Source organism: Halorhabdus utahensis DSM 12940 (genome assembly GCF_000023945.1).
GTDB classification, from domain to species: Archaea; Halobacteriota; Halobacteria; order Halobacteriales; family Haloarculaceae; genus Halorhabdus; species Halorhabdus utahensis.
Window position 1 is genome coordinate 102,389 of record NC_013158.1, and the last position, 20,541, is coordinate 122,929.

The window sequence follows — 20,541 nt, forward strand, 5'->3', positions numbered from 1 at the left end:
TCACTACGTGTTTCCAACCCACCAGATTTTCAGGAGGGGGTCCCGCTCTCTGTGGGAGGGTCTCCTAAGAGCGCGATCCGCCGATTTCGCGTTTCACTTCGCCGTCTGAACCCTCAACCACTCTGTTCGTCGCATCCGTTGTCTATCTCCCGGAACTGGACAGGAGTCGTGCCTGAACCCTCAGACGGTCCATGTTCGGGGTGGTGTTGGTCGAAGTCGACAAGCCCGAGGAGCGTGGTAATCTGGTCGATATACTGGCGCTTCTCCTTCTGGATCTGTTCGATATCGGGCCCGTAATCGGTGATCTTCTCATACTCGTTCGGGACGGGGATTGTTAGGGAGTAGACGTCGCCGTCGACGAGGATCACCTGTCCGTCTCTCGTCGGAGTCCCTTCGACGGTCTGCTCCTCGAAGTCGGTCGGGACAGTCGTCGTCCGTTCGTGGAGGGCTGTCTCGATCTCCTCCAGCCTCTCGATTTCTTCGCGGAGGGCGAGCGCGGCGTCGAGTCGCCATTCGGCCTCGGTCATGGCCACGGTCTCGCGGACCTCCCGGCCAATCTCCGACTCGTTGATGTACCGGTAGACCTGCCGGGTCGAGATGTCGAGGGCGTCGGCAATCTCCTCAACCGACCACTGGCCGTCCGAGCCGGCTCCGAAGTACTTCGCAACCGCGAAACGGGCCTTGGCCTCAGGAGAGGTGTACTGACTCGGACCGGTGGGACCGCGGGAGAGGGCGAGTTGATCGGCCCCATCGCGCTGATCAGACATGACGTCTCTCGACCGATCTTTATGTCCGTTTATATATGGGCGTTGGGACGTTCGTGGCTCGCTGGACCCTCAGACGAGGTCGCCCCTCGTTTGAGCGCTCAGACGAACTCGTCGAAGTCCTCGGTCCGACACTCGGTAGGGTGTATCCTCGTCTGAACCCTCATCGGATGCTTGTTACTTTTCCGAGGAGTCGCGACATAAGACACACGGGGGGCGGTGGTTACAGACGGGTATTATGGGGTAGGTCGAGATCAAGGAACCCGTCGTCATACCAGATTGTCGCCCCTCGGTCCACGCTGGTCACGTATCCAGCGCGTTCGAGACATTTTAGTGCTCGTCTGACTCGTTTCATTACCGACCTCTCTTTACTGCCTCGCCACTGAATGAGCCCCTCATTAACGATGGTGGAAACAGTCGCCTCTCCCCCGAGTAGCTCCATGCTGTTCTGAAGAGTTATCAGGGTGGCCTCGTGGAACACTGGCCGGCCGCCGTTCTCCTTCGCGCTCTCGATCCAGATCCGACCGAGATCTGGATCGACTGGGTTGATCCTCGTGAGTGCGGTGTTCGTGATTGTGTTCGTCAGGTAATCGTCGCGGTCTCGGAGCTTCACTCGGGGACGACACGCCCGCATGATGTCGGCGATGTCTACCTCGCTGAACCCCCAGACGAGGAGCATCGAGACAGTCGCCATGTCCGCCTCGCTCGTACTCGGATAACTGCCCCCGGGGTTGTATGTGGACAGTAGATGATCCAGCTTCTTAGACACGATCCGAGCTTCCTGTACCGTCGCCCCCCACTCGTTTGTGACCGCGTCTGGGTCGAAATCCTTTCCTAAATCTTCGATGTCATCAGGCTCCAAGGGCTTTGGATCTCCGTGGGAAGAGCCTTTGCTGGCTCCGTTTGACGGTCGGAGTTCAGGAGGGATATGCTCCTCTCGAATCGTACCGATGCCGGGATTTTGGACCTGATGGTAAATGCCTCCAGACGGATGGATCGAGCCCGGGGCGACTACATACCAGTTCTTCGCTCGAATCTCGCCCGCGCCGGCTAACTCACCTTTTCCATGAGCATTATCGACTGACCCGCTGTTACGGTAGGTCTGATGGTAGCCGGTTCCCGACCCACTTCGCACGAGGAGCGTACGCGGAGTCTCATTTGGGGGCCACAGACCAACATCGTCGTGATCCGTGAAGACAAGTTCCTCGGTTCCATGCTCTGGACGTCCAGCGTAAAGCACGAACCCACGACTTCCGCTCCGGATCGCCTCGACAGCCTCATCGGGAGGGCGGAGTAGCTCTTTCGCCCGGGGATTATCCAGCCCAAACCGGTCTCGTATCGCCGGATTTTTGCTATCATCAGTTAGCGGCATCAGTAACACATCATCCCAACCGGCAACAGCGAGCGCGTCGAGATATTCACGAAGGAGTTGACCTCGTTCTTCATCGCTCGTGTTGCAGATACAGACACGATTCTGGTGATTACACTTGGTGGCCGATACGTCGATTCGTTGGTCTGATTCTGATGGCATTTTTTGTCCAACCAGACCGGGCGAGATCGCCGACGCCACGTTTAAGCGGCATACCAACCAAAAATGAGGCGAAGTCTGTGAGTTCAGCGCCTCACTTTGGTCGGGGCTCCCTCCCCGGCCTTGGTTCTGATCGGTCAGTCGAGAGTCTCTTCTTGGGGATCGAGTTCGTCAGCGGCGCGTTCGAGGAAAGTCGTCCAGTCAATACCAAGCCTCGCCTTCGCCACGCGGGCCTGATCGCGGACTTCCTCGTGAACTCGGATCGTGGCATACTGAGGTCGTTCTGCCATGACTCATCTTATCCACTAAAGGCCCAAATATCCGAGGTATGGGTTCTCTATCTCACGTTTAGTAAAAATCAACGTCATCACATACCCGATATCGTTTCGCTCGTTCAGCTTGCACTCTATCCGGTTGGCGTCCGCCTCCCGGCGCGACAGATCGCGGTTTTCGGTGTGGCATCGACGAGAGGGTCCGCCACGGACCGCTGGGAGCCCTTCACGGGGAGTCCTTCTCTCGACGAGGGGGATACATCGTCGAACATCTCGTGGGTCAGAAAAAGCCGCGTGACGAGGGTTGTTCGCCTTTAGCGGCGACTTCACCGATCAAGGTGGACGAAGATCCCGCCAGCGGAAGTCCACAACGTCGCCCGAGTCGAGTTCGAGGCGATAGATCAGGGAGTCACGTTCGTCACCAGTCGCTTGAGAAGCATCGTCTTCGAGAACGCTGAGAACGACTCCCTCTTCCCCATGATAGATGTCATGGTCGGGATCGGTCTCGTCAGGGATGTCGACCCGGACGCGGTCACCCTCAGTGAACCGCTTCATCAGCAGAGGTAAGAGCGGGGAGACAGTTAGTCCTGTCTCACCTCGGTCCACTCATGGCCACACGTCTCACAGGTGTAGTGCTCCTTGATGATCTTCGGTTCCTCCTTCTTGAACATCCAGACGTCGCTATCGTCGCTACAACGGGGGCAGGATTTGGAGGCCTTCCGTGCGATTGGCATGTCTTGATCACCCCTTCGACTCGTCTCCTTCCCCCGACACGTCTGAGGGTTCAGCCGCCCGTACCTGCTCGACCTCCTCGATGGTCAAACGGATCTCATCGACGTCTTCGCTACTGGGATTGAGCACAGAGAGGTCGAAAGTGGGGTCCTGATCGATCGGGACAGCAGAGGGCCGAACCTTTTCGATGTCTCGGACGATCCAGAAGCCCTCTGGACTGTCGTCGGGATCGGCGAGCACCTCGAAGACAGCAAGGTCGGTAAACTCGTCGACGAACTTAGACAGATCATGCCACGAGGCGGGTTCGATCTTGGGGTAAGAGTTTTCGTCAGAAGCCTCTCTGACCCTCGGGAGGTCACATCCAGCGCCGTCTCTTGGGACTCCAGTTCGGTCCATGGGCTATACCCCTTCAAGATAATCTCGGCGCTGTTCGACCTTGACCTCCTCCGAACGCTGGTCATAGTGCATATCGAGGACTTCCTGGCCGACATTCATTCTATCTGAGACGACTTTCTCCGGGACATCCTCGGACAAGTGATGAGTTATAGAGCCACGACGAATCGCGTGAGGAGAGACAGATGAAGGGCACTTACTGGCCGTCTTTCGATTCCCCTTTACTGCCTCACAGGAGTCTTGCTGTCTTCCGTGGGGGCACTCACTCACATACTGACAGGGTCTCGTCCACCGATATACGGTCTCTCGGACCGTCGTCTTGTGGGCTCGTCCGTGTGACGTCGACAATAGTGGCTGACGACCGTATTCGTCGACGACGTCTGGCCGTTCGTGGGAAAGCCAGTCATCGAGGATCCGGCACACCTCATCCGAGAGGGCAACAAGTCGTTCGCCCTCTTCTTTGTTCTTCAGTGGCGTCCCGGAACGATGACGAACTTTCAGCCGTTGCTCCTCGGGATCATAATCTTCGACATCGAGAGCATGAGCGGCCCCGGTGCGGATTCCGGTGTGCCAGAGTAGCGCCATGAGAGTGTGAGCCCGGGAGGCGTACTGGAACCGACCGAGATAGTCCAGGAGTGCTTCGGCTTCCTCTGGGTCAAGCATCACGTCTCTTTGGTTCTCGCCATCGCTCAAAGTCGGAGAGAGGATTGAGGTGTGAAGATCAGTTTCGACGGCGTCAATCGACTCACAGAACCGGATGAACACCCGTAGAGTGTCCATCTGCGTCTTTACGGAGACTTGATTCAGGTCCCCGTCGTCCTGCCGCCAGAGCTTATACTGGTGAAGGGCACGGCCTGAGAGATCGTTCAGATTCTCGATCTCTTCGACCTCGCACCATCGGATGAAGTGACCGAGACGGTAGTCGTGGGCTTCGATCGTTGCGTCCGAGGCGTCGGTACCACGCTCTCGGAGATACATCTCTTTCGCTTCCACCGGGCGAATCGGTTCGAGTTCCTTGGACATAGTTCGCTCCGAACGCCCGACGTCAAAGGGCCGTCCCAGGTCACCAGCCAACCCGACATCTCGCCCGATTCCCCGGGAGCGATCGTAGCTGGCTGCGGTTTTTCCCCATGTTTTGCGCGGAACGGCGCGTTAGCGCCGCACGCCCCGGAAAACATGGTTCGGACCAAGCTGTCGGGGGTTCAAATCCCTCAGCGCCCGTGAATTCTGCGCGAACGACAGTGAGCGTTGAGGAGCGTCGGCTGAGAGATTTAAATCCGAGGGGTCGCGCACAGCGGAGCGAACACGTTTGCATCGTCGGCGTCAACCTGCTGTGGCGCGGTCGGACCGTCGTACCGGACACGCCGTAGGGGCACTCTTTTAGATCGGGGTGTGCTTGGCGTCCCTATCAACGTCGCCATCGTGGGCTACTTGCTGTTCTGGTGAAGGGGCATAGAGGAGTTTCTTGACGTCCAGCCACAGCCGGACGGTGTTCCAGCCGATCGCGACCGCCAGCAGCGAGACCACGATCAGGATGGGTAGATTCCCCGGTTCAGTTCCAGTGCCCGGCGTCTCGGGGAACCGGAGGGAGACGACGGCGAGGAACGTCGCCCACAGCGTCAGTCCTTCCTTCAAGCCCCGGCAAGCTGTATCGCCCGAGAAATGACGTACATGAGCACGATTGCCGTGCCGACGACGAGGACAAGCTGTGTGAACAGCACGAGGAGGAGGCTGACGACCGTCGCTTCAAAGACCGCCAAAACCAGGAAGTACGGAAGCAACGCGAGGGATCCGAACAGGACGACGAGTCCCACGATGGGCAGTGCTTCGCTCCAGATCTGTCGGAGGTCTAACTCGCCGCTCTCGTGGTTGACGAACGGTGGAGAATCTGATATCGAAGGAAACTCACGGCCTTGACCCGTAAACCTTCGGCAACGTCGTCGCAGCCACGCGAGACTTTATTTGCTCTCGCTGTGCATGGCGAGATGGGAATTACATGGCGTTCTCGAACTATCTCCGCGAGCGCCAGTGGCCGACAGTGCTCGGCACCCTACTGTTCGTCGCCCTCATGGTCGCCGGATATTACTACAACATCACGTTCGTCCAGCTGGGACTGATCGACCTCGGCACCCGGTTCGTGGGCCTCTCCGAGACCGCCGTCTCGCTGTGGATGGCCGTGCTCGCGCTCTGTACGCTGGTTGTCGCCGTCGTGACCGGCGTTGCGATGGATCGACGGGAGTGGAGTACGGACCTCCGGACGAAGTTCCGCCTGCTCCTCGGCGTCGTCGCCGTCCAGTTCGTGCTCACGCTCGTCGCACCGTGGATCCGGACTGTCCCCGCTTTCGGCGCGTGGATCGTCGCCGCGTCGATCGGCCTCGGCGTCGGGTTCCCCGTCTCGTTCTCGCTCGCGATCGATCTCGTCCCGGTTCCCGATCGGGGCTACGTCGCCGCCGCGATCACCGCCGTCGCGTACTTCCTTGCGAACGCTATCCCGCTGTCGTGGTCGATCACCGTCTTCAGCCGGGTAATGGTTCTCGCAATGGCACCCGGGCTGCTCGCGCTGGCCGTCCTCTCGTTCGGCCGGTTCGAGTTCATCGAACGGATCCAATCGACGTGGGAATCCCAACATCATACGTTTGGAACTGGGCGGTTCTGCCGACCCGACGCCATCCGGACGCGAGGCCTGGCCTTCGCCGTCCCCGTCGTCCTCATGTTCGGCGTGTTCTTCATCGATAGCCTGGGCTTCCTGCGGATCATCGACACGCCAGCACTGTTGCTCACCTCATGGCAGTCTCCCGACCTCTCGATGCGGCTGTTCATCGCCATCGCGCACGTCGTCGGTGCCGTGATGGCCGGCGTCATCTACGCGAACTACTCGCTGTCCCGTGTCTTCCTCTGGACGTTCGCGCTCTTTGCGCTGACACACGTCCTCTACACCTCTGACCTTCGGATCGCGTCCGTCTTCCCCACGCTCGCCCAAGGGACGACGTCGCCACTCAATCCGGCGATCTACGCCGTCGCCGTGAGCTTCTACACGACGCTGAACTTCGCGCTCTGGCCCGACCTCTCGACAGCCGCAACTGTCGGGACGCGCTCGGCGATCGGGATCGGCGTCGCGGGCTGGCTTGCCACCTTCTCCAGTACCGCGCTTGCGCTGTACTTCCACGCAGCGGACCTGACACTCCTCACCCACCTGAACGTCGTCCAGGCGCTGTCGCTACTCCTGGTCTTTGGCCTGGCCGTCGGCCTCTACGTCCGTCGGATGGTCACGATAGTTCGTGCGAACGGAGGAACGGCAACATGACGCCGACCGACGCGATCCCGCTGTTGATCGTCGTCCTGCTGATGGTATCCATCGGTGGCGGCGACGTCCAGCAGATGACCGTGACGTTCCAGGGCGACAACAATGTCGAGGCGCTGGAAGACGTTCACGTCGTGGCCGGCGGGACGCTGACCGTTCCCGAGAACGCGTCCGTCAGCGGCGACGTGTATGCGATCGGCGGCACGACGACCATCGCGGGCGAACTCGACGGCGACGTGACTGTCTTGGCGGGGAACCTGTCGATAGTGGATAGCGCGGCCGTCACGGGCAGCGTGCAATCAATCGCGGGGGAGTCTGCGATCGCTCCCGGAGTGAGGGTCGGGGACGCGACGACGTTCGAACCGCCGGCCCCCGCGAGTTCTCCCTGGCGACGGGTCGGGGGGTTGTTCGTCCAGTTCCTCGTCCTCGCGGCCGCAGGATGGTGGCTCGTCTCCCGCCATCCCGGGCTGCTCGACACCGTGAGTGAAGCCATCACCGACCATGCGCTCGTCAGTGGCGTCGTCGGCTCGCTCGCCGCCACGTCGCTGCTCGTCCTGTTCGTGTACATGGCGTTCACGATTCTCTTGCTTCCACTCAGCATCGTCGGCCTGTTCGCCGAACTGCTGGTTGTCCTGTACGGGCAACTCGCCTTCGGCTACCTGATCGGCACTCGATTGCCGATCGAACAAACGACCCGGGCGACGGTCGTCGGAATCGCGGTGTTTCTCCTGATCATTGAGGGACTCGGGCTGATTCCGTACATTGGGGCACTCGTCCAGCTCGGGCTGATCGTCGTCGGGTTCGGGGCGGTGCTGAACACGTACTTCGGCCTCCAGCGCTTCGAGCCGGTCACCATTCCCGGTGGGGTCGAGTGATGTGGGATCGTCTCCAGAAGAGCAGTCGAAGCGGACGCGAGCTGCTCGCGCGGTTGAGTCCGACACTCCACATGGGCTGGCGCCAGGTCCTGTTCGCCAACTGGCCAGTTGACCCGTCTGTCGTTCGTCCTCACGTCCCCGACGGCCTGGCAGTGGACACCCACGCTGGCGACGCGTGGCTGTCCGTGGTCCCCTATACGAACGTGGACGTTCGCCCGACGTGGATTCCAGCAGGGTGGGGCGTCGCTTTGCCTGAACTCAATCTTCGGACGTACGTGACCCACGACGGCCACGATGGGGTGTACTTCTTCAGTCTCGACGCCGACGGCCTGCTGGGGGTCCTCGGCGCTCGACTCTTCCACCACCTCCCGTATTTCTACGCCAGCATCTCCATCGATACCGACGGCGATCGAGTGCGCTTCGAGAGCGAGCGGCGACATCCGGGTGCCCGCCCCGCTCGGTTCGCAGGAACCTATCACCCTACCGGCGATCAACTGGCGGCCGACGCCGGATCTCGGGCGGCGTTTCTCACCGAGCGGTATCGTTATTACACCCAAGTTCCGTCCGGTACCCTTCGTTACGCGCGGGTCGATCACGAACCGTGGCAGTTGTACGAGGCGAACGTGGACCTCGGAGAGAACACACTGTTCGAAGCGAACGGTTTCGCTCATCCCGAAACGGATCCGATTCACTATTACAGCCCCGGTGTCCGAACGATCGCGACGCGGAACCGTCCAATCTGAGCCTGGCTGACTTTAGTTCTCCTCAAAATATCACATGTATCAATCCAGCCCAATAGCTGCCAGTTCCTGATAGAATCGAATCGTCCGTATCCAGAAGTATCAGGTCCCATACGCCGAGAATTACCGATACAGATAATATCTCAGCAATCCATTGTATGTCGGTGAAACTGAAATGACTGAAACACTCACTGACACCGTGCCGGTTAGGGAACCCCTGACTGGACCCCGACGCCTCGCCGGCGGCCTCTTCCTCGCGCTCTCGGCGCAGTTCATGACCGCGATCATGCTCGCCGCAGCGATGGCACCGGACTACGACTTCGGGGCCGGTGCGATCAGCGACCTCGGGGTCTTCCCCGAGACTGCGCTCCTGTTCAACGGCTCGTTGATACTCGTCGGGATCCTCAACATTGTGGGCGGGGTGTACTTCTATCGCAGCCACGGCAAGCGCTGGCTCCTTTCGCTGTTCGTACTGGCCGGCGTCGGCGCAATCGGAACGGGGCTCATCCCGCTGAACGTCAGCGACGCCCACAGCCTCTTTGCCCTTGTGGCGTTCCTGTTCTTCAATCTCGAAGCGATCGGCAGCGCAACCCACCTCACCGGACCGATGCGAGTCCTCTCGATCGTCACGGGGACGATCGGTCTCGTCTTCCTGGTCCTCATGGCGGTCGGCGACGCCGGGACGACGGCGGCATTCGGTCCCATCGGCCACGGCGGCACCGAGCGCATGATCGTCTATCCGGTCATGATCTGGCTGATCGCCGTCGGTGGCTATCTGTTGGGTGCGGAAGCAGCAACCGATCAATGAAAGTGCCGACGCAGGAGCGCTCAATTTCGACCGAGAGAGGTGCAATGCTGATCGACTGGACCACTCCGCTTGTGCACCAATTGTTTTGACCTCTTCACGACAACAATGAGTATGCGCGTTCGAATCCTTGGATACGCCGCTTTTGCGGGGATCGCGACGTTCCTCGTCGTTTTCTTCGCGGTCTCGGAAGCACTCCTCCCCTATATCGAGTTTTCCGTATTGGTCGGGATCCCGGTGGGTCTCCTCGTCGGGACCCTTTCCGCCGCGTTCGTGCTCACAGAATTCGGATCGGACACGAGTCAGACCCGTCGAGCTCTCGCTCGCGGACTCGGGACCGCCGGTATCGGCTTCGTAGTCGCGTTCGGCATCGGGCTCCTGACTGGACAGGGAGTCACACTGGCGACAGTCCTTGGAGTCGCGACAGGGCTCATCGCAGGCATGGTGATCGTCATTCGAGAAACGGGGTGATCCGATGGTCTCACGCCGTCTCCGCAGTCGTCTACTGGCAGAAGGACGCAGTACTCGCCATCCTTGAACGGGCCTGAACGCGATCGATAAGTTCATTCTTTCGTGTCCCGTCGTATCCAACATAATGATGCTCCCGACCCACGCCCTCGCAGGGATGGCCCTGGCACTCCCGGTGGCGTACGTCGCCCCGGAGTTCGGCGGCCTCGCCCTCCTCGCGGGGCTTGTGGGCGGGATGTTCCCGGATTTCGACATGTATGTCGGCCACCGGAAGACGCTGCACTACCCCGTCTATTATGCCGCCCTCGCGGCCCCCTTTGTGGCGATCGCATTGTTTCTCCCGTCGGTCCCGACAGTCATCGCCGCCGTCTTCCTGGTCGGTGCGGCCCTCCACAGCCTGACCGACGTGTTCGGAGGCGGCCTCGAACTCCGTCCGTGGGAAGGCAACTCTGAGCGAGCCGTCTACGATCACTACCGGGAGCAGTGGATCGCCCCACGGCAGTGGATCGGCTACGACGGCTCGCCGGGTGATCTCGCGCTCTCGTATGGGCTCGCTGCCCCACTCCTGATTGCGATCGAGGGTCCCTTTCAGTGGGTCGTGATCGCGGCACTGGCCGTCGCGAGCGTCTATTCGGCCGTCCGGCGGTGCCTGCCACGGATCGCTGTCACCGCCCTCGACGTGGCCACGCCGTGGCTCCCCGAAGATGTCCTGTCGGCCCTCCCGTCGCGCTATCGCGATGGCCACCCGAAATCAGCCGGACCGAGCACGTCCGATTGAACGAGTCACCGAACGACAGCCGTTTCTCGGAAGCGTGCCAGCGGGAACGTGTTTAGTCGAAAATACCTTGGTGTCGCCGGCACACGTCACCGAAGTGATGGACTGACCGATCGTGTTCGATCTCCTCACTCTTCTTGCGCTCGCACTGCAGGGAGCGATTCTCGGACTCCTCGTCGTCGCCGTCCGCCGCCGGAACGTCGCGGCCGCGGTCAACACCGCGGCCGCGCTCGCGCTCGCTGTCCTCCCCATCGTTCTGCAAATCAGTTCCCGGCTGACGCTGGAGCAACCGCTCGCCTTCGATCCGCTGCTCGCGGTCTGGCTCGGCGTCGCCGGCTTCCTCCACTCGCTCGGCATGCTCGGGCTGTACGACTCGACGTGGTGGTGGGACCACCTCACGCACACCGTCTCGGCGGCGCTCGTGGCGGCACTTTTGTACGCCGCGTTGCTCGTTGCCTTTCCGACCGCTACCTGGCCAGGGGGCATCGGTGCGATGACGGTCGCGTTCACGTTCGTGATCGGCGTCTTCTGGGAGTTGATCGAACTCGTCGGCCGGGACGTGGCTGACCAGCTGGACGTCGAACCGGTTCTCGTCCACTACGGCTGGGGAGACACGGCTTTGGATCTCGTCTTCGACGTGGTCGGCGCGGTCGGTGTCGTCGCTCTCGACGTGACGGTCTTCGTTTCGGTCGTCGAGCGGTTCCCGGCCGTGACCGAGGGGCTGCTCGTCGCGAGCGGGTGGCTCGTGGCCCTCGGATCGGTCGGCATGGCGCTGTTCGTCGGCGTCGGGGGATCGATACGGGAGTGAACCGTATCCCGAACGGCCTACGCCATCGTGTACCCGTCGAACCGGCGGACTGCATGCCGATAGGACACCACGGGGAGTATGACGGCCCCGACAAGCAGGACGGCCGAGAGAAAATAGAGTGTATCGGCGGAGACACTGAGACCGAACGGTAGCGCCCAGGAAACCAACCCCGCCGCCAGGTCCCGAACGCTCGATTCGTAGACGACCCCCGCGGCGGCCGCGGTAACGAACAGGTAGGCGCTGAACAGTACGAACGCCCATCGGCTCGGCAGGACCGTCTTCATCGAGCGCGTGACGTTGACCGCCTCGAAGCGCGGGAAGGTCATCCCAACGCCGATCGAGAACGCGGCCGAGAGGACCATGACCACCGGGGTCGCGAGTACGAGCGCGAGTGCAGTTTCGGATTCGATCGGGCTCAATACGGCGAGGACGGCCGTCAGGACCGTCCCGATCGGGATCGCAATGGCAAGGCCGGCGAGCAGGTGTGCGTGGACGAACGTCCGACCATCGACGCGGCTCAACAGCGTCGAGGTCAAGGCCGCGCCCTGATCGCCCAGCGGGTTCAACGTGAAGATGACACCCGCCGCCCAGGCGGCGACCACCACGGCCACGAACGGGAGATGGGGCGGAATTTCCCCGCTCTGGACGATATCGGCCAGGAAGCCACCCATCATCAGCACCGGGAAGAACGCATACAGCAGCTTCAGCGGGGCTCGCACGGCCCGCCGCCAGGACAACGTTATCAGAGCGGCCGTTCGCGGCCCGAGGACACTCTCGATCCGGCGTTCGATGCCGGGGCTGGCTGCTTCCGTCGCGACCGGATCGGGTTCGGCGCCAGCGAGTGCCGGATCCGAGAACCAGTGGATCCCGGCCACGCGCGACCCCGCGATGGTTCCAGCGACCGTGAAGACGAGTGTGAACGCAACCGCGCCGCTGGCCTTCGCCAGGGACCCCTCGACGCCGGGCGTCCCGAGGAACAGGAGGTCAGCGTACCAGGCCATCGGCGAGGCCTGCATCGGCTCGAACAGCGCGACCATGAGCTGATCGACGGTCCCCGTCGAGAGCGCCGCGAAGTAGCCCAGGAACACCATGACGAGGATGACACCCTTGTGCTGGGCGACGAACGGGAACCGCGAAGCGACGTGGCGGACGGACAACCCGATCGGATAGCCGACCGTCACCGCGGTGAGCCCGGCGGCGAGGATCGCGACGGGAACGGTCACCACCGGCCAGAGGACGCCACTCCCGAGCGCCAGGCCGGCACCGAGTCCGACCGCAGGGCCGAGGACCCACAGGACGACGTACGTGAACTCGGCGACGTAGACGCCGGCCAGCGCCTCCCGCGTCGGGACGACGGTCAGGATCCCCTCGGGTTGGGCGAGCGTCCCGCGCTGACCGACCGCTCGCACGGCGAAGATCACGGTGATGATCAACCAGAACAGCGCGAGGATGCCGCCGGCGATCGGCGTCGAAAATGTGCCGATCCCGAACAGCGGTCCGCCTTCGGCAAGTGACGTTCCCATCCGGTAGCCGAGATAGCCACCGCCGAGCGTGCCGACGAGGACCAGCAGAACGTACATCACCAGTCCGATGATCGACGACGACCCGCTTCGCCAGTCCGTGTGTTTCCGGAGCATTCGGGTCACGTCGATCCGGGCCAGTCGAACGCTGTGATCGAGTGCGCTCATGGTCACGCACCGTCGGCCGCAGCCTCTGGTTCGGCACTCGCGTACTCCTCGGTATGATCCGCCGTCACTGCAAGGAAGACATCTTCGAGCGTGTCTCCAGTACCTTCCTCGGCCTGCTGTTTGAGAGCCGCGGGCGAGCCCTCCGCGACGAGCCGGCCGTCGTGGAGGACGCCGACCACGTCGGCGAGTTCCTCGACGACCGAAAGGATGTGCGTCGAGAGGAAGATCGTCGTCTCGCCCGCGGCGAGTTCGGCGATCAGGTCCTTGACGGTTCGGGCAGCCCGCGGGTCGAGACCGCTCGTCGGCTCGTCGAGGAGGAGCACTGACGGTTCGTGGAGGATCGCCCCGACGAGTCCGGTCTTCTGGCGCATTCCGGTCGAGTAGCCACTGATCCGGCGGTCGGCGGCCTCGGCGAGATCGAACCGGTCGAGATAGTCCGCGATGCGTTCGTCGGCCTCGTCACCGGGAATGTCGTGCAGCGCGGCGACGTGCCGGAGGTACTCGCCGGCGGTCAACTCGTCGAACAGCGGCGGCTCCTCGGGGAGGTAGCCGACGTGCTCGATAACGCCGTTTCGGTCAGTGATCGGAATGCCGGCGATTCGGGCCTCGCCGGAGGTTGGGCGTGTAAGCGTTGTTAGCATTCGCATCGTGGTAGTCTTGCCGGAACCGTTCGGCCCCAGGAACCCGTAGACGGTCCCGGGTTCGATGGCCAGATCGAGGTCCTGGACAGCAACGACGTCGCCGAAGTGCTTCGTCAGGTCGGTAGCCTCGATTGCGAATGTACTGTCGGTTTCGTTCACTTCAGTCCCACCCATGGACGAGCGTTCGGACGAGTGAGACATAGTGGTACTGGTTGTCATTCCCATGCCCCGGTGTAAAGCCGGTAGAGCGATTCCCGCATCCCACCGATCACGAGCCGATCGAGTCCCCTCGTGTACGCCGCGAGGCCGACGAAGAAGGCCGCGAAGACGAGTGCGTTCTCGATAGTCATCGCCGCGGGCATCTCTCCATCGAGTTCGACCACGACTGGAATCACATCTTCCAAGAACCCGATCGCGCCGTTCCAGGCCAGTAGCGCGATCGTCGCCCCAAGGATCAACAAGACGAGGTTGATCGTGTATTCACTGTCCGTCGGTCGCTTGCGGTCCAGGTATGCCTCGCGGTCCGCTCGTGATTCGAAGGTGAGTGGATTTGGTCGGAGCTGAGCATACACCTGGCTGCCAAGGGTCAGCAAGGCGATAGCCCAGAGGAACATGGCAACCAAAGTGGTGAATGGATCCGGAACCAGCGTCGGAACTGCCCCTTCCAACGCTTCGACCAACACTGGTGTCATCCGGTCAACGATGACGTAGAACACCCCGACGCCGACTAGTGCTTCTACCGGGCCGTACTGTGGATACAGTAACTGAACGGGATGACGGGATTCGACCTTCCCACTCTCGGTGAGGTCATCCTGAGGTGACCTCTCCGGGCTCTGGCTCGCCGGCTTTGTCTGTACGTTAGTCATCGAGACCTCGGAAAACGATGGAGTAAATGGGGTTCATAGAATGATCGATATACATACGTATTCATAGAATATAATTCTATACTACAGTTCTCGATAGCAGTGCTGAGCGAGATAGTACCTGTGCTACGGCGCTCCCATCTTGATACAGCGAGGGAATCCTGCCCTTCCCGTGAGTGACGAGTGTTCTGACCTAGTCAGAACCGAGGAACGAACAGGGCGGGAGGGAATCGCGTACGCTCTATACAGCAATCCACCGGCTATCCCACATTTGACTCCCCAGTGTTATTTCACTATATGAGTAACTTTTATACTTACTCAAATACATATGGATACTGTGGAGCTTCGACGTACTGCCGTCGTGAAACTTGACGTAGGTGACGATGCTCACCGCCTTCTCCAAGAGACGATAGAGCGCTTCAAACAGGCCGCTCAGATGGCTGCAGACGACGGATGGAACGGCACTGAAGACGGCTATATCGTCACGTCGAAAACTGAACTCCACGACCGGACATACGACGCAGTACGCGAAGCGACCGACGAACTCAATGCTGACCTCGTCTGTGCCGCGCGGAATCGGGCCGCCGACGCACTCGATTCCTGTGTCGAGAAACGCAAAGACGGCGAGAATCCCTCGAAACCACAATTCACGTCGGATTCAGTCGTCTACAACCTGAACGCAATCACCTACTACGACGACTACGCCACGCTTGCCACTGTGGACGGCCGTATCGAAGCCGAGTATGTCCTCCCTGACGAAGACGTCCCACCGACGACATACTTCTGTGAAGAGTGGGAGAAACGCGAAGCGACGTTGCATCACCGTGACGGCGACTACTACCTCCACATCGCTGTCGTGAAAGAGACGGACACAGAGCCGGAAGATGCCGAGAACGGAACGGTTCTCGGCGTAGACTTGAATGTGGATGGACACCTTGACGTCACTTCGAGTGGCGCGTTCATCGGCAACGCCGACTACCTCAACCACAAACGCCGAGAATACGAAAAGCGGCGTGGGAAGATGCAACAGGCAGGAACGCGGTCGGCCCACTTGACGATGAAATCGCTCGGTGGCCGATTCACCAACTGGAGCGAAGACTACCTGCATCGTGTTTCGAAGGCACTGGTGCAGGAAGCGCTCGCCCACGACTGTACGCACATCGCGTTCGAGAAGCTGAAACATATCCGCAAACGTATCTCGAACGCGTCAAAGTTCCAGCAGTGGGCGTTTCGCCGTATCCAGGAGTACACCGAGTACAAAGCCGCCGAGTACGGGATTGCGGTCGAGAAGATCGCGCCACAGTACACCAGTCAACGGTGCAGTCACGTTGACTGTAGCTTCACGCACGACGACAACAGAGACGGCGACGAGTTCGAATGTCTGAAATGTGGGCGCGAGTACCACGCCGACTACAACGCCGTCGCCAGAAATCGAAGATTTCTGGCTGCCCGTCAGACGTAGTCTGACGACCGCGAAGAACATCGCTCGGAAACTACTCCAGAACTGGCACAAGTCTGGGTCTGGAGGGGTAACCAGTCATCTTGCCCTGAAGTCGGGGACGTTAAACGTGAACGGCATTTACACGCCTACCACCATTTAGTGGTCAGAACGGGAGTCCACCGACAAGCTCCGCCCTTCAGGGCGGAGAAGGTGACGCCACTGCTCTGGCGAAATCCAGCTACTGCGGAGATCTGATTCGTTGGACCTCGTTACACGTCACTCGGATCTTCCTCAAGGCGCTCATACAGGTAGTAGGAGTACACCACCGTGATGCTGGCCGTCACCAGCACCGGGACGATCAGGAAATAGATTGCGTACTCCCCGAATAGCAGTCCCACGAGTGCCACCGCCGCGGTAAGTTTGAAGAGCGTCGCCCCGAGGGCGTTCGTCTGCTCCCAGACCTCGGGACTACTCATCGTCCACGGGGTACGAATGCCGACGAACCAGTTGCGTTCCACGTGGTCGAGGAGGACACCGACGAGATAGAAGAGAATGGCCACAGCTGCCAGTAGCAACAACACAAAGTCGAACTCGTAGCCGAGGTTGAACGCGACGATGCCGCCGTGGACGATCGCCATGAACGCCGTGAAGCCGACGACGAACCAGTCGTAAATCGGGCGGAATTCGGCGATGTTCTCGCCGAGCGGATCGATACGGGGAATGACAGCGAACATACCGAGGAGGGCTGCCGTCAGTATTGGAATGAGGGCGAGGGCGACTGGCTTCGACATCGTGTCGTCGGGCACACCAGCGGCGTTCCAGTGCGTCGCCATCTGTTCGGGGAGATCCGGCGCGGCGAGGACACTGACGACACCCGAGGCGACGACCAGACCAGCCGCCAGAGCGAACCGATGTGTCGATTTCATGTCGGATAGTACGGGTTTCAGCGTCATAAATGAGTCCGTCTATCAATTCGTCAAATATTGAGTGAATTGCGATAACCCCGTTACTCTGTACCTATCACTTCGTCCTCTCGCCAGATGGCAAACAATCAGTGATCGATTCGCGCTGTGCATCCCGTAGCGTCATGAGAATAGCTGAAAATTCTGACTGATATCCATCAATCAGACGGTCGATTTCGGCTAGCTCACGCCCTGAAAGGGAATCCGTTCGCCCATCGAACGAGCCCCCTCAGCGCCCGTGGCAGAATTTCACCGTTCTAATCCCCCGACAGCGGCAGGGTGACTACCGTAACGAATCCAAAGTGCGTGCTTTCGTTCGTTGATCGAACGAACGCAGCTGTCACGGGCAGACGGCGCGAAGCGCCGTCGACGCCGAGGTCCCCTCACTGTATCAAGATGGGGCCTTACTCTCGCATATATGTGATCCATCCAAACCTATAATAGAGTCAAGAGACTACTATCGGATATGACAGACCAGGGTCTCGAATCGTGGACGAAGGACTTGACGGCCCGCGAACGCGTCAGGGAGATCGCAACGACGCTCACCGAACCGCGATCAGTCGAATGGGTGCGTGACCAGGCGCAGGTCTCCGCCTGGCAGACCGCCAAAGACGAGTTGGAGATGCTCGTCGAATTCGGGCAAGTCCACGCGATCGACGGTGACGACGGGAACACGAAGTACGCGCCGAACTACCAGCAACGCTACTTTGAGGAAGTGACCGAGTTGATCAACAGACACACGCGTGAGGAACTGCGCGAAGAGATTGCCACGATTCAAGAGACCATCGACGAGTGGAAGCGTGAATTCGACGTCGAATCCCGCGACGAACTCGAATCGACGCTAGCCGACAACGAGCTTACCAGTGAAGCTGTCCGGGATCGCAACAGCGTGCTCCGGCAGTGGGAGCGCCACGAGGACAACAAACGGCTCATCAAGCACGCCCTCGAACTCTACGACGATGCCAGGTCACTCTATCCCGGAGAGAACGCGTCTTCGAGTTCCTCAGTCTCACTCACACAGTAGTCCCGATGATTTTCCTCGCCAATCGCGCGAACCTCGATACACGGACGCTCCTCACGCGACTCCACAACAAACTTCAGACCCAGGTCACTGACGAGACATCGCCGATTGAACAGGTCTGGTATCACACCTCACAAGGGAACAAAGTCGGCGTCCGGGCGACGATCACTCCCAGCGTGTTCCTCGGAACGTCCTACCCTGTCGAGGAAGCTGAGCTCCAGGTCTCGTTCGATTTTCCCGCGGACGCCGCCTACGATTATTATTCCATTCAGTGGGTCGAGTCAGCGCGTGACCTCATGATCGGATGGCACCAGGACGAAACCCACATGGATCTCGGAGAGTGTCATTTCCAGATCGATTACCAAGGGGAGACAGTACAACGAGAGTCTGCGGCATTTCTCGATGTCCATCCGCTCAATGTATTCGATCGACGAATCGATGATCTCGTGGACGTCCTTGATGTGATCGACTGGGATGATGACATCCCAAGCGTCTCGAAGGAAAACGTTCAGTGAGACAGCCTCTCCTCACGAATCGGGTTCTCTCTCATATGCTCGTAGTGCTTGACGAAGGCACGAAGGTCTTGCCGGACACGGTGAAACAGCCCCTGTCGAGGGATTGATACAACCGCTCGTGATGAATGCGCGCCGTGTATCTCGCAGCTTCTTGAAAATAGATACTATTTCTGACCGATTTTCGCCACTCAGACGGCAGATTTCGGACGTCTCACGCCCTGAAAGGGAATCCGTTCGTCGATCGAACGAGCCCCCTCAGCGCCCGTGAATTCTGCGGGAACGACAGTGAGCGTTGAGGAGCGTCGAATACAACTGGTGGTCTGGTCTCGTCTACGCTGGCTTTCTGTGGCGCTCGACCGTGCTCAGGTGTCGGCAAGTTGAATCGCCCGGGCAATGACGTACATGAGGACGACGGCCGTCCCGACGGCGAGGACGAGTTGAACGAAGAGGACGAAAAACACGCTGAGGATCGTGCTACCGAAGATCAGTCTGATCAGGAGATAGGGGAGCAATGCGAGGCTCCCGAACAGGATGATCAGGCCCACGAGAGGGATCGCTTCGTCCCAGATCTGATGGAGGTCCAGTTCGCCGTCGTCCTTGTCTACAAACGGGGGAGATGCTGACATCGTCTGTACCTCCCGACCCACTAACCTAAAGCTTCGGTGGCCGACGTCCATGTGTGGTACTTACACCCGCTGTCGCGTCGATTGGGAACGTTTTAGCCGCCCATGGCCCGCTAGTCGCCAATGAGCTACAAGATCGGTCTCGTGGGCAAACCCTCCGTCGGGAAGTCCACGTTTTTCAACGCGGCGACGATGAACGATGTGCCGGAAGGGGCTTATCCGTTCACGACGATCGACCCGTCGGTCGGCGAGGCGTATGTGCGGGTCGATTGTGCGGCCCCGGAATTCGGCCACTCCTGTACCCCCAATCACGGCTACTGTGACGATGGTGTCCGTTTCGTTCCGACGAAGCTGGTCGACGTCGCGGGACTCGTTCCTGGTGCCCACGAGGGGAAAGGACTCGGCAATCAGTTCCTCACGGATCTCAACGAGGCGGACGTGCTGGTCCACGTCGTCGACTTCACCGGCGAGACGGACCTCGAGGGTGAACCGACGACGGATCACGACCCACGCGAGGACATCGACTTCCTGGAGAACGAACTCGACATGTGGTATCTCGACGTCTTCGAGAAGGGGATCGAGCGCCACCAGACGGGGTATAATGGCGCAGATGGAGACATCGAGGCCGACCTCGCCGAACAGCTCTCGGCGTTCGGGATCGGTGAAGACGAGATCAAGCAGGTCATTCTCGCCGAAGAGTTAGAACTCGATCCCAACACGTGGGACGAGACGGATCGGGAAGCCCTCGCCCGCGAGATCCGGATGCGGACCAAGCCGATCGTCATCGCGGCCAACAAGATGGACACCGAAGCGGCACAGGACAACTGGGACGCGGTGACGAGCGATCCCGAATACGAGCACCTGACGTTCGTCCCCGTCTCAGCCCACGCCGAGAAGGCGCTGAAGAACGGCGACGAACAGGGTGTGCTGGACTATCGCCCGGGTGACGCGGACTTCGAAGTGACGGCTGACCTTCCCGAAGAGAAAGCCGCGGGCCTCGAAGAGATCCGCGAGTTCGTCGGGGCCTACGGCGGGACAGGCGTCCAGGACGTCATCGAAACGGCGCTGTTCGAAGTCCTCGATGCGATCGCCGTCTTCCCTGGCGCGCGCAAGCCACAGGACGACGGCACGTTCCTGCAGGACTGTTTCGTCCTCCCCGACGGCTCGACGGCCGAGGACTTCGCGTACTTCCTGCATACCGACATCGGCGAGGGCTTTCTTCACGCTCACGACGTCCGTTCGGAGCGTCAGGTCGGCGCGGAGACGGAACTCGATCACCGTGACGTCGTCGAGATCACGACGACAAACTGAGGCGACGTGCCGACG

General features: G+C 60.4%; 24 protein-coding genes and 1 pseudogene. 11 read left to right on the forward strand and 14 right to left on the reverse strand.

Features of this window, described 5'->3' with window-relative positions; translation table 11 throughout:
- Positions 1–113: 113 nt before the first annotated feature.
- The 9 genes from HUTA_RS00505 to HUTA_RS00540 all read right to left on the reverse strand — a co-directional run bounded on the left by HUTA_RS00505 (position 114) and on the right by HUTA_RS00540 (position 5,503).
- Positions 114–767 (reverse strand): helix-turn-helix domain-containing protein, encoded by a 654-nt coding sequence (locus tag HUTA_RS00505; protein WP_012795170.1) that lies wholly within the window; start codon positions 765–767, stop codon positions 114–116.
- Between the two features lie 220 nt (positions 768–987).
- Positions 988–2,295: a bifunctional DNA primase/polymerase gene (locus HUTA_RS14860; protein ID WP_143920304.1), complete on the reverse strand. Its 1,308-nt coding sequence runs from the start codon at positions 2,293–2,295 to the stop codon at positions 988–990.
- 134 nt (positions 2,296–2,429) lie between these two features.
- On the reverse strand, positions 2,430–2,582 hold the full coding sequence (locus HUTA_RS15450) for a hypothetical protein (RefSeq protein WP_169304872.1): 153 nt from the start codon (positions 2,580–2,582) through the stop codon (positions 2,430–2,432).
- 315 nt (positions 2,583–2,897) lie between these two features.
- Positions 2,898–3,119, reverse strand: a complete 222-nt coding sequence (locus tag HUTA_RS00520; RefSeq protein ID WP_012795173.1) for a hypothetical protein — start codon at positions 3,117–3,119, stop codon at positions 2,898–2,900.
- 26 nt (positions 3,120–3,145) lie between these two features.
- Positions 3,146–3,298 (reverse strand): hypothetical protein, encoded by a 153-nt coding sequence (locus HUTA_RS15455; protein ID WP_012795174.1) that lies wholly within the window; start codon positions 3,296–3,298, stop codon positions 3,146–3,148.
- 7 nt (positions 3,299–3,305) lie between these two features.
- Complete coding sequence (locus HUTA_RS00525; RefSeq protein WP_012795175.1) at positions 3,306–3,692, reverse strand: hypothetical protein; 387 nt, start codon at positions 3,690–3,692, stop codon at positions 3,306–3,308.
- A gap of 3 nt (positions 3,693–3,695) precedes the next feature.
- A complete protein-coding gene (locus tag HUTA_RS00530) occupies positions 3,696–4,712 on the reverse strand; it encodes a tyrosine-type recombinase/integrase (RefSeq protein WP_012795176.1) in 1,017 nt (338 codons plus the stop codon).
- A gap of 357 nt (positions 4,713–5,069) precedes the next feature.
- Entirely contained in the window at positions 5,070–5,324 is a 255-nt protein-coding gene (locus tag HUTA_RS00535; protein WP_012795177.1) for a hypothetical protein, read from the reverse strand.
- Complete coding sequence (locus tag HUTA_RS00540; protein ID WP_012795178.1) at positions 5,321–5,503, reverse strand: hypothetical protein; 183 nt, start codon at positions 5,501–5,503, stop codon at positions 5,321–5,323. Before HUTA_RS00540 ends, HUTA_RS00535 begins: the two co-directional genes overlap by 4 nt.
- A gap of 182 nt (positions 5,504–5,685) precedes the next feature.
- On the opposite strand from HUTA_RS00540, the gene HUTA_RS00545 reads away from it, so the two are divergent.
- From HUTA_RS00545 to HUTA_RS00575, 7 genes are all read left to right on the forward strand, one after another.
- Complete coding sequence (locus HUTA_RS00545) at positions 5,686–6,993, forward strand: MFS transporter (RefSeq protein ID WP_012795179.1); 1,308 nt, start codon at positions 5,686–5,688, stop codon at positions 6,991–6,993.
- Positions 6,990–7,865 (forward strand): bactofilin family protein, encoded by an 876-nt coding sequence (locus tag HUTA_RS00550; protein WP_012795180.1) that lies wholly within the window; start codon positions 6,990–6,992, stop codon positions 7,863–7,865. Before HUTA_RS00545 ends, HUTA_RS00550 begins: the two co-directional genes overlap by 4 nt.
- Before the next feature lie 71 nt (positions 7,866–7,936).
- Positions 7,937–8,608, forward strand: coding sequence for a YqjF family protein (locus HUTA_RS00555; RefSeq protein WP_049941385.1), 672 nt, complete (start codon positions 7,937–7,939; stop codon positions 8,606–8,608).
- A 172-nt stretch (positions 8,609–8,780) separates the two neighbouring features.
- Positions 8,781–9,413, forward strand: coding sequence for a DUF998 domain-containing protein (locus HUTA_RS00560; protein ID WP_012795182.1), 633 nt, complete (start codon positions 8,781–8,783; stop codon positions 9,411–9,413).
- A gap of 111 nt (positions 9,414–9,524) precedes the next feature.
- Positions 9,525–9,881: a hypothetical protein gene (locus HUTA_RS00565; protein WP_049941126.1), complete on the forward strand. Its 357-nt coding sequence runs from the start codon at positions 9,525–9,527 to the stop codon at positions 9,879–9,881.
- A gap of 124 nt (positions 9,882–10,005) precedes the next feature.
- A complete protein-coding gene (locus HUTA_RS00570; protein WP_012795184.1) occupies positions 10,006–10,656 on the forward strand; it encodes a metal-dependent hydrolase in 651 nt (216 codons plus the stop codon).
- A 112-nt stretch (positions 10,657–10,768) separates the two neighbouring features.
- The gene (locus HUTA_RS00575; protein WP_012795185.1) at positions 10,769–11,461 is read left to right on the forward strand and encodes a hypothetical protein; all 693 of its coding nucleotides are present in this window, start codon (positions 10,769–10,771) and stop codon (positions 11,459–11,461) included.
- 17 nt (positions 11,462–11,478) lie between these two features.
- Here the strand turns inward: HUTA_RS00575 and HUTA_RS00580 are convergent, their stop codons facing one another.
- The 3 genes from HUTA_RS00580 to HUTA_RS00590 are packed head-to-tail and all read right to left on the reverse strand — an operon-like array spanning position 11,479 to position 14,656.
- Entirely contained in the window at positions 11,479–13,149 is a 1,671-nt protein-coding gene (locus tag HUTA_RS00580; RefSeq protein ID WP_012795186.1) for a hypothetical protein, read from the reverse strand.
- 2 nt (positions 13,150–13,151) lie between these two features.
- On the reverse strand, positions 13,152–13,964 hold the full coding sequence (locus tag HUTA_RS00585) for an ABC transporter ATP-binding protein (protein ID WP_012795187.1): 813 nt from the start codon (positions 13,962–13,964) through the stop codon (positions 13,152–13,154).
- A 41-nt stretch (positions 13,965–14,005) separates the two neighbouring features.
- Positions 14,006–14,656, reverse strand: a complete 651-nt coding sequence (locus HUTA_RS00590; RefSeq protein WP_012795188.1) for a hypothetical protein — start codon at positions 14,654–14,656, stop codon at positions 14,006–14,008.
- Between the two features lie 325 nt (positions 14,657–14,981).
- On the opposite strand from HUTA_RS00590, the pseudogene HUTA_RS00595 reads away from it, so the two are divergent.
- Positions 14,982–16,254, forward strand: a pseudogene (locus HUTA_RS00595) (RNA-guided endonuclease InsQ/TnpB family protein).
- A 109-nt stretch (positions 16,255–16,363) separates the two neighbouring features.
- Here the strand turns inward: HUTA_RS00595 and HUTA_RS00600 are convergent.
- Complete coding sequence (locus HUTA_RS00600) at positions 16,364–17,020, reverse strand: SdpI family protein (protein WP_049941388.1); 657 nt, start codon at positions 17,018–17,020, stop codon at positions 16,364–16,366.
- Between the two features lie 502 nt (positions 17,021–17,522).
- Between HUTA_RS00600 and HUTA_RS00605 the strand changes: the two genes are divergently transcribed.
- Together HUTA_RS00605 and HUTA_RS00610 are read left to right on the forward strand one after the other, a co-directional pair.
- Positions 17,523–18,080, forward strand: coding sequence for a DUF7342 family protein (locus HUTA_RS00605; protein WP_012795190.1), 558 nt, complete (start codon positions 17,523–17,525; stop codon positions 18,078–18,080).
- 5 nt (positions 18,081–18,085) lie between these two features.
- Complete coding sequence (locus tag HUTA_RS00610; protein WP_012795191.1) at positions 18,086–18,592, forward strand: hypothetical protein; 507 nt, start codon at positions 18,086–18,088, stop codon at positions 18,590–18,592.
- Between the two features lie 362 nt (positions 18,593–18,954).
- Here the strand turns inward: HUTA_RS00610 and HUTA_RS00615 are convergent, their stop codons facing one another.
- Positions 18,955–19,218 (reverse strand): hypothetical protein, encoded by a 264-nt coding sequence (locus tag HUTA_RS00615; protein ID WP_012795192.1) that lies wholly within the window; start codon positions 19,216–19,218, stop codon positions 18,955–18,957.
- A gap of 120 nt (positions 19,219–19,338) precedes the next feature.
- Here HUTA_RS00615 and HUTA_RS00620 point away from each other — a divergent pair, with 120 nt between their 5' ends.
- Positions 19,339–20,526 carry a redox-regulated ATPase YchF gene (locus HUTA_RS00620; protein WP_012795193.1) on the forward strand — a complete coding sequence of 396 codons (1,188 nt, stop codon included), beginning with the start codon at positions 19,339–19,341 and terminating at the stop codon, positions 20,524–20,526.
- Positions 20,527–20,541 lie beyond the last annotated feature (15 nt).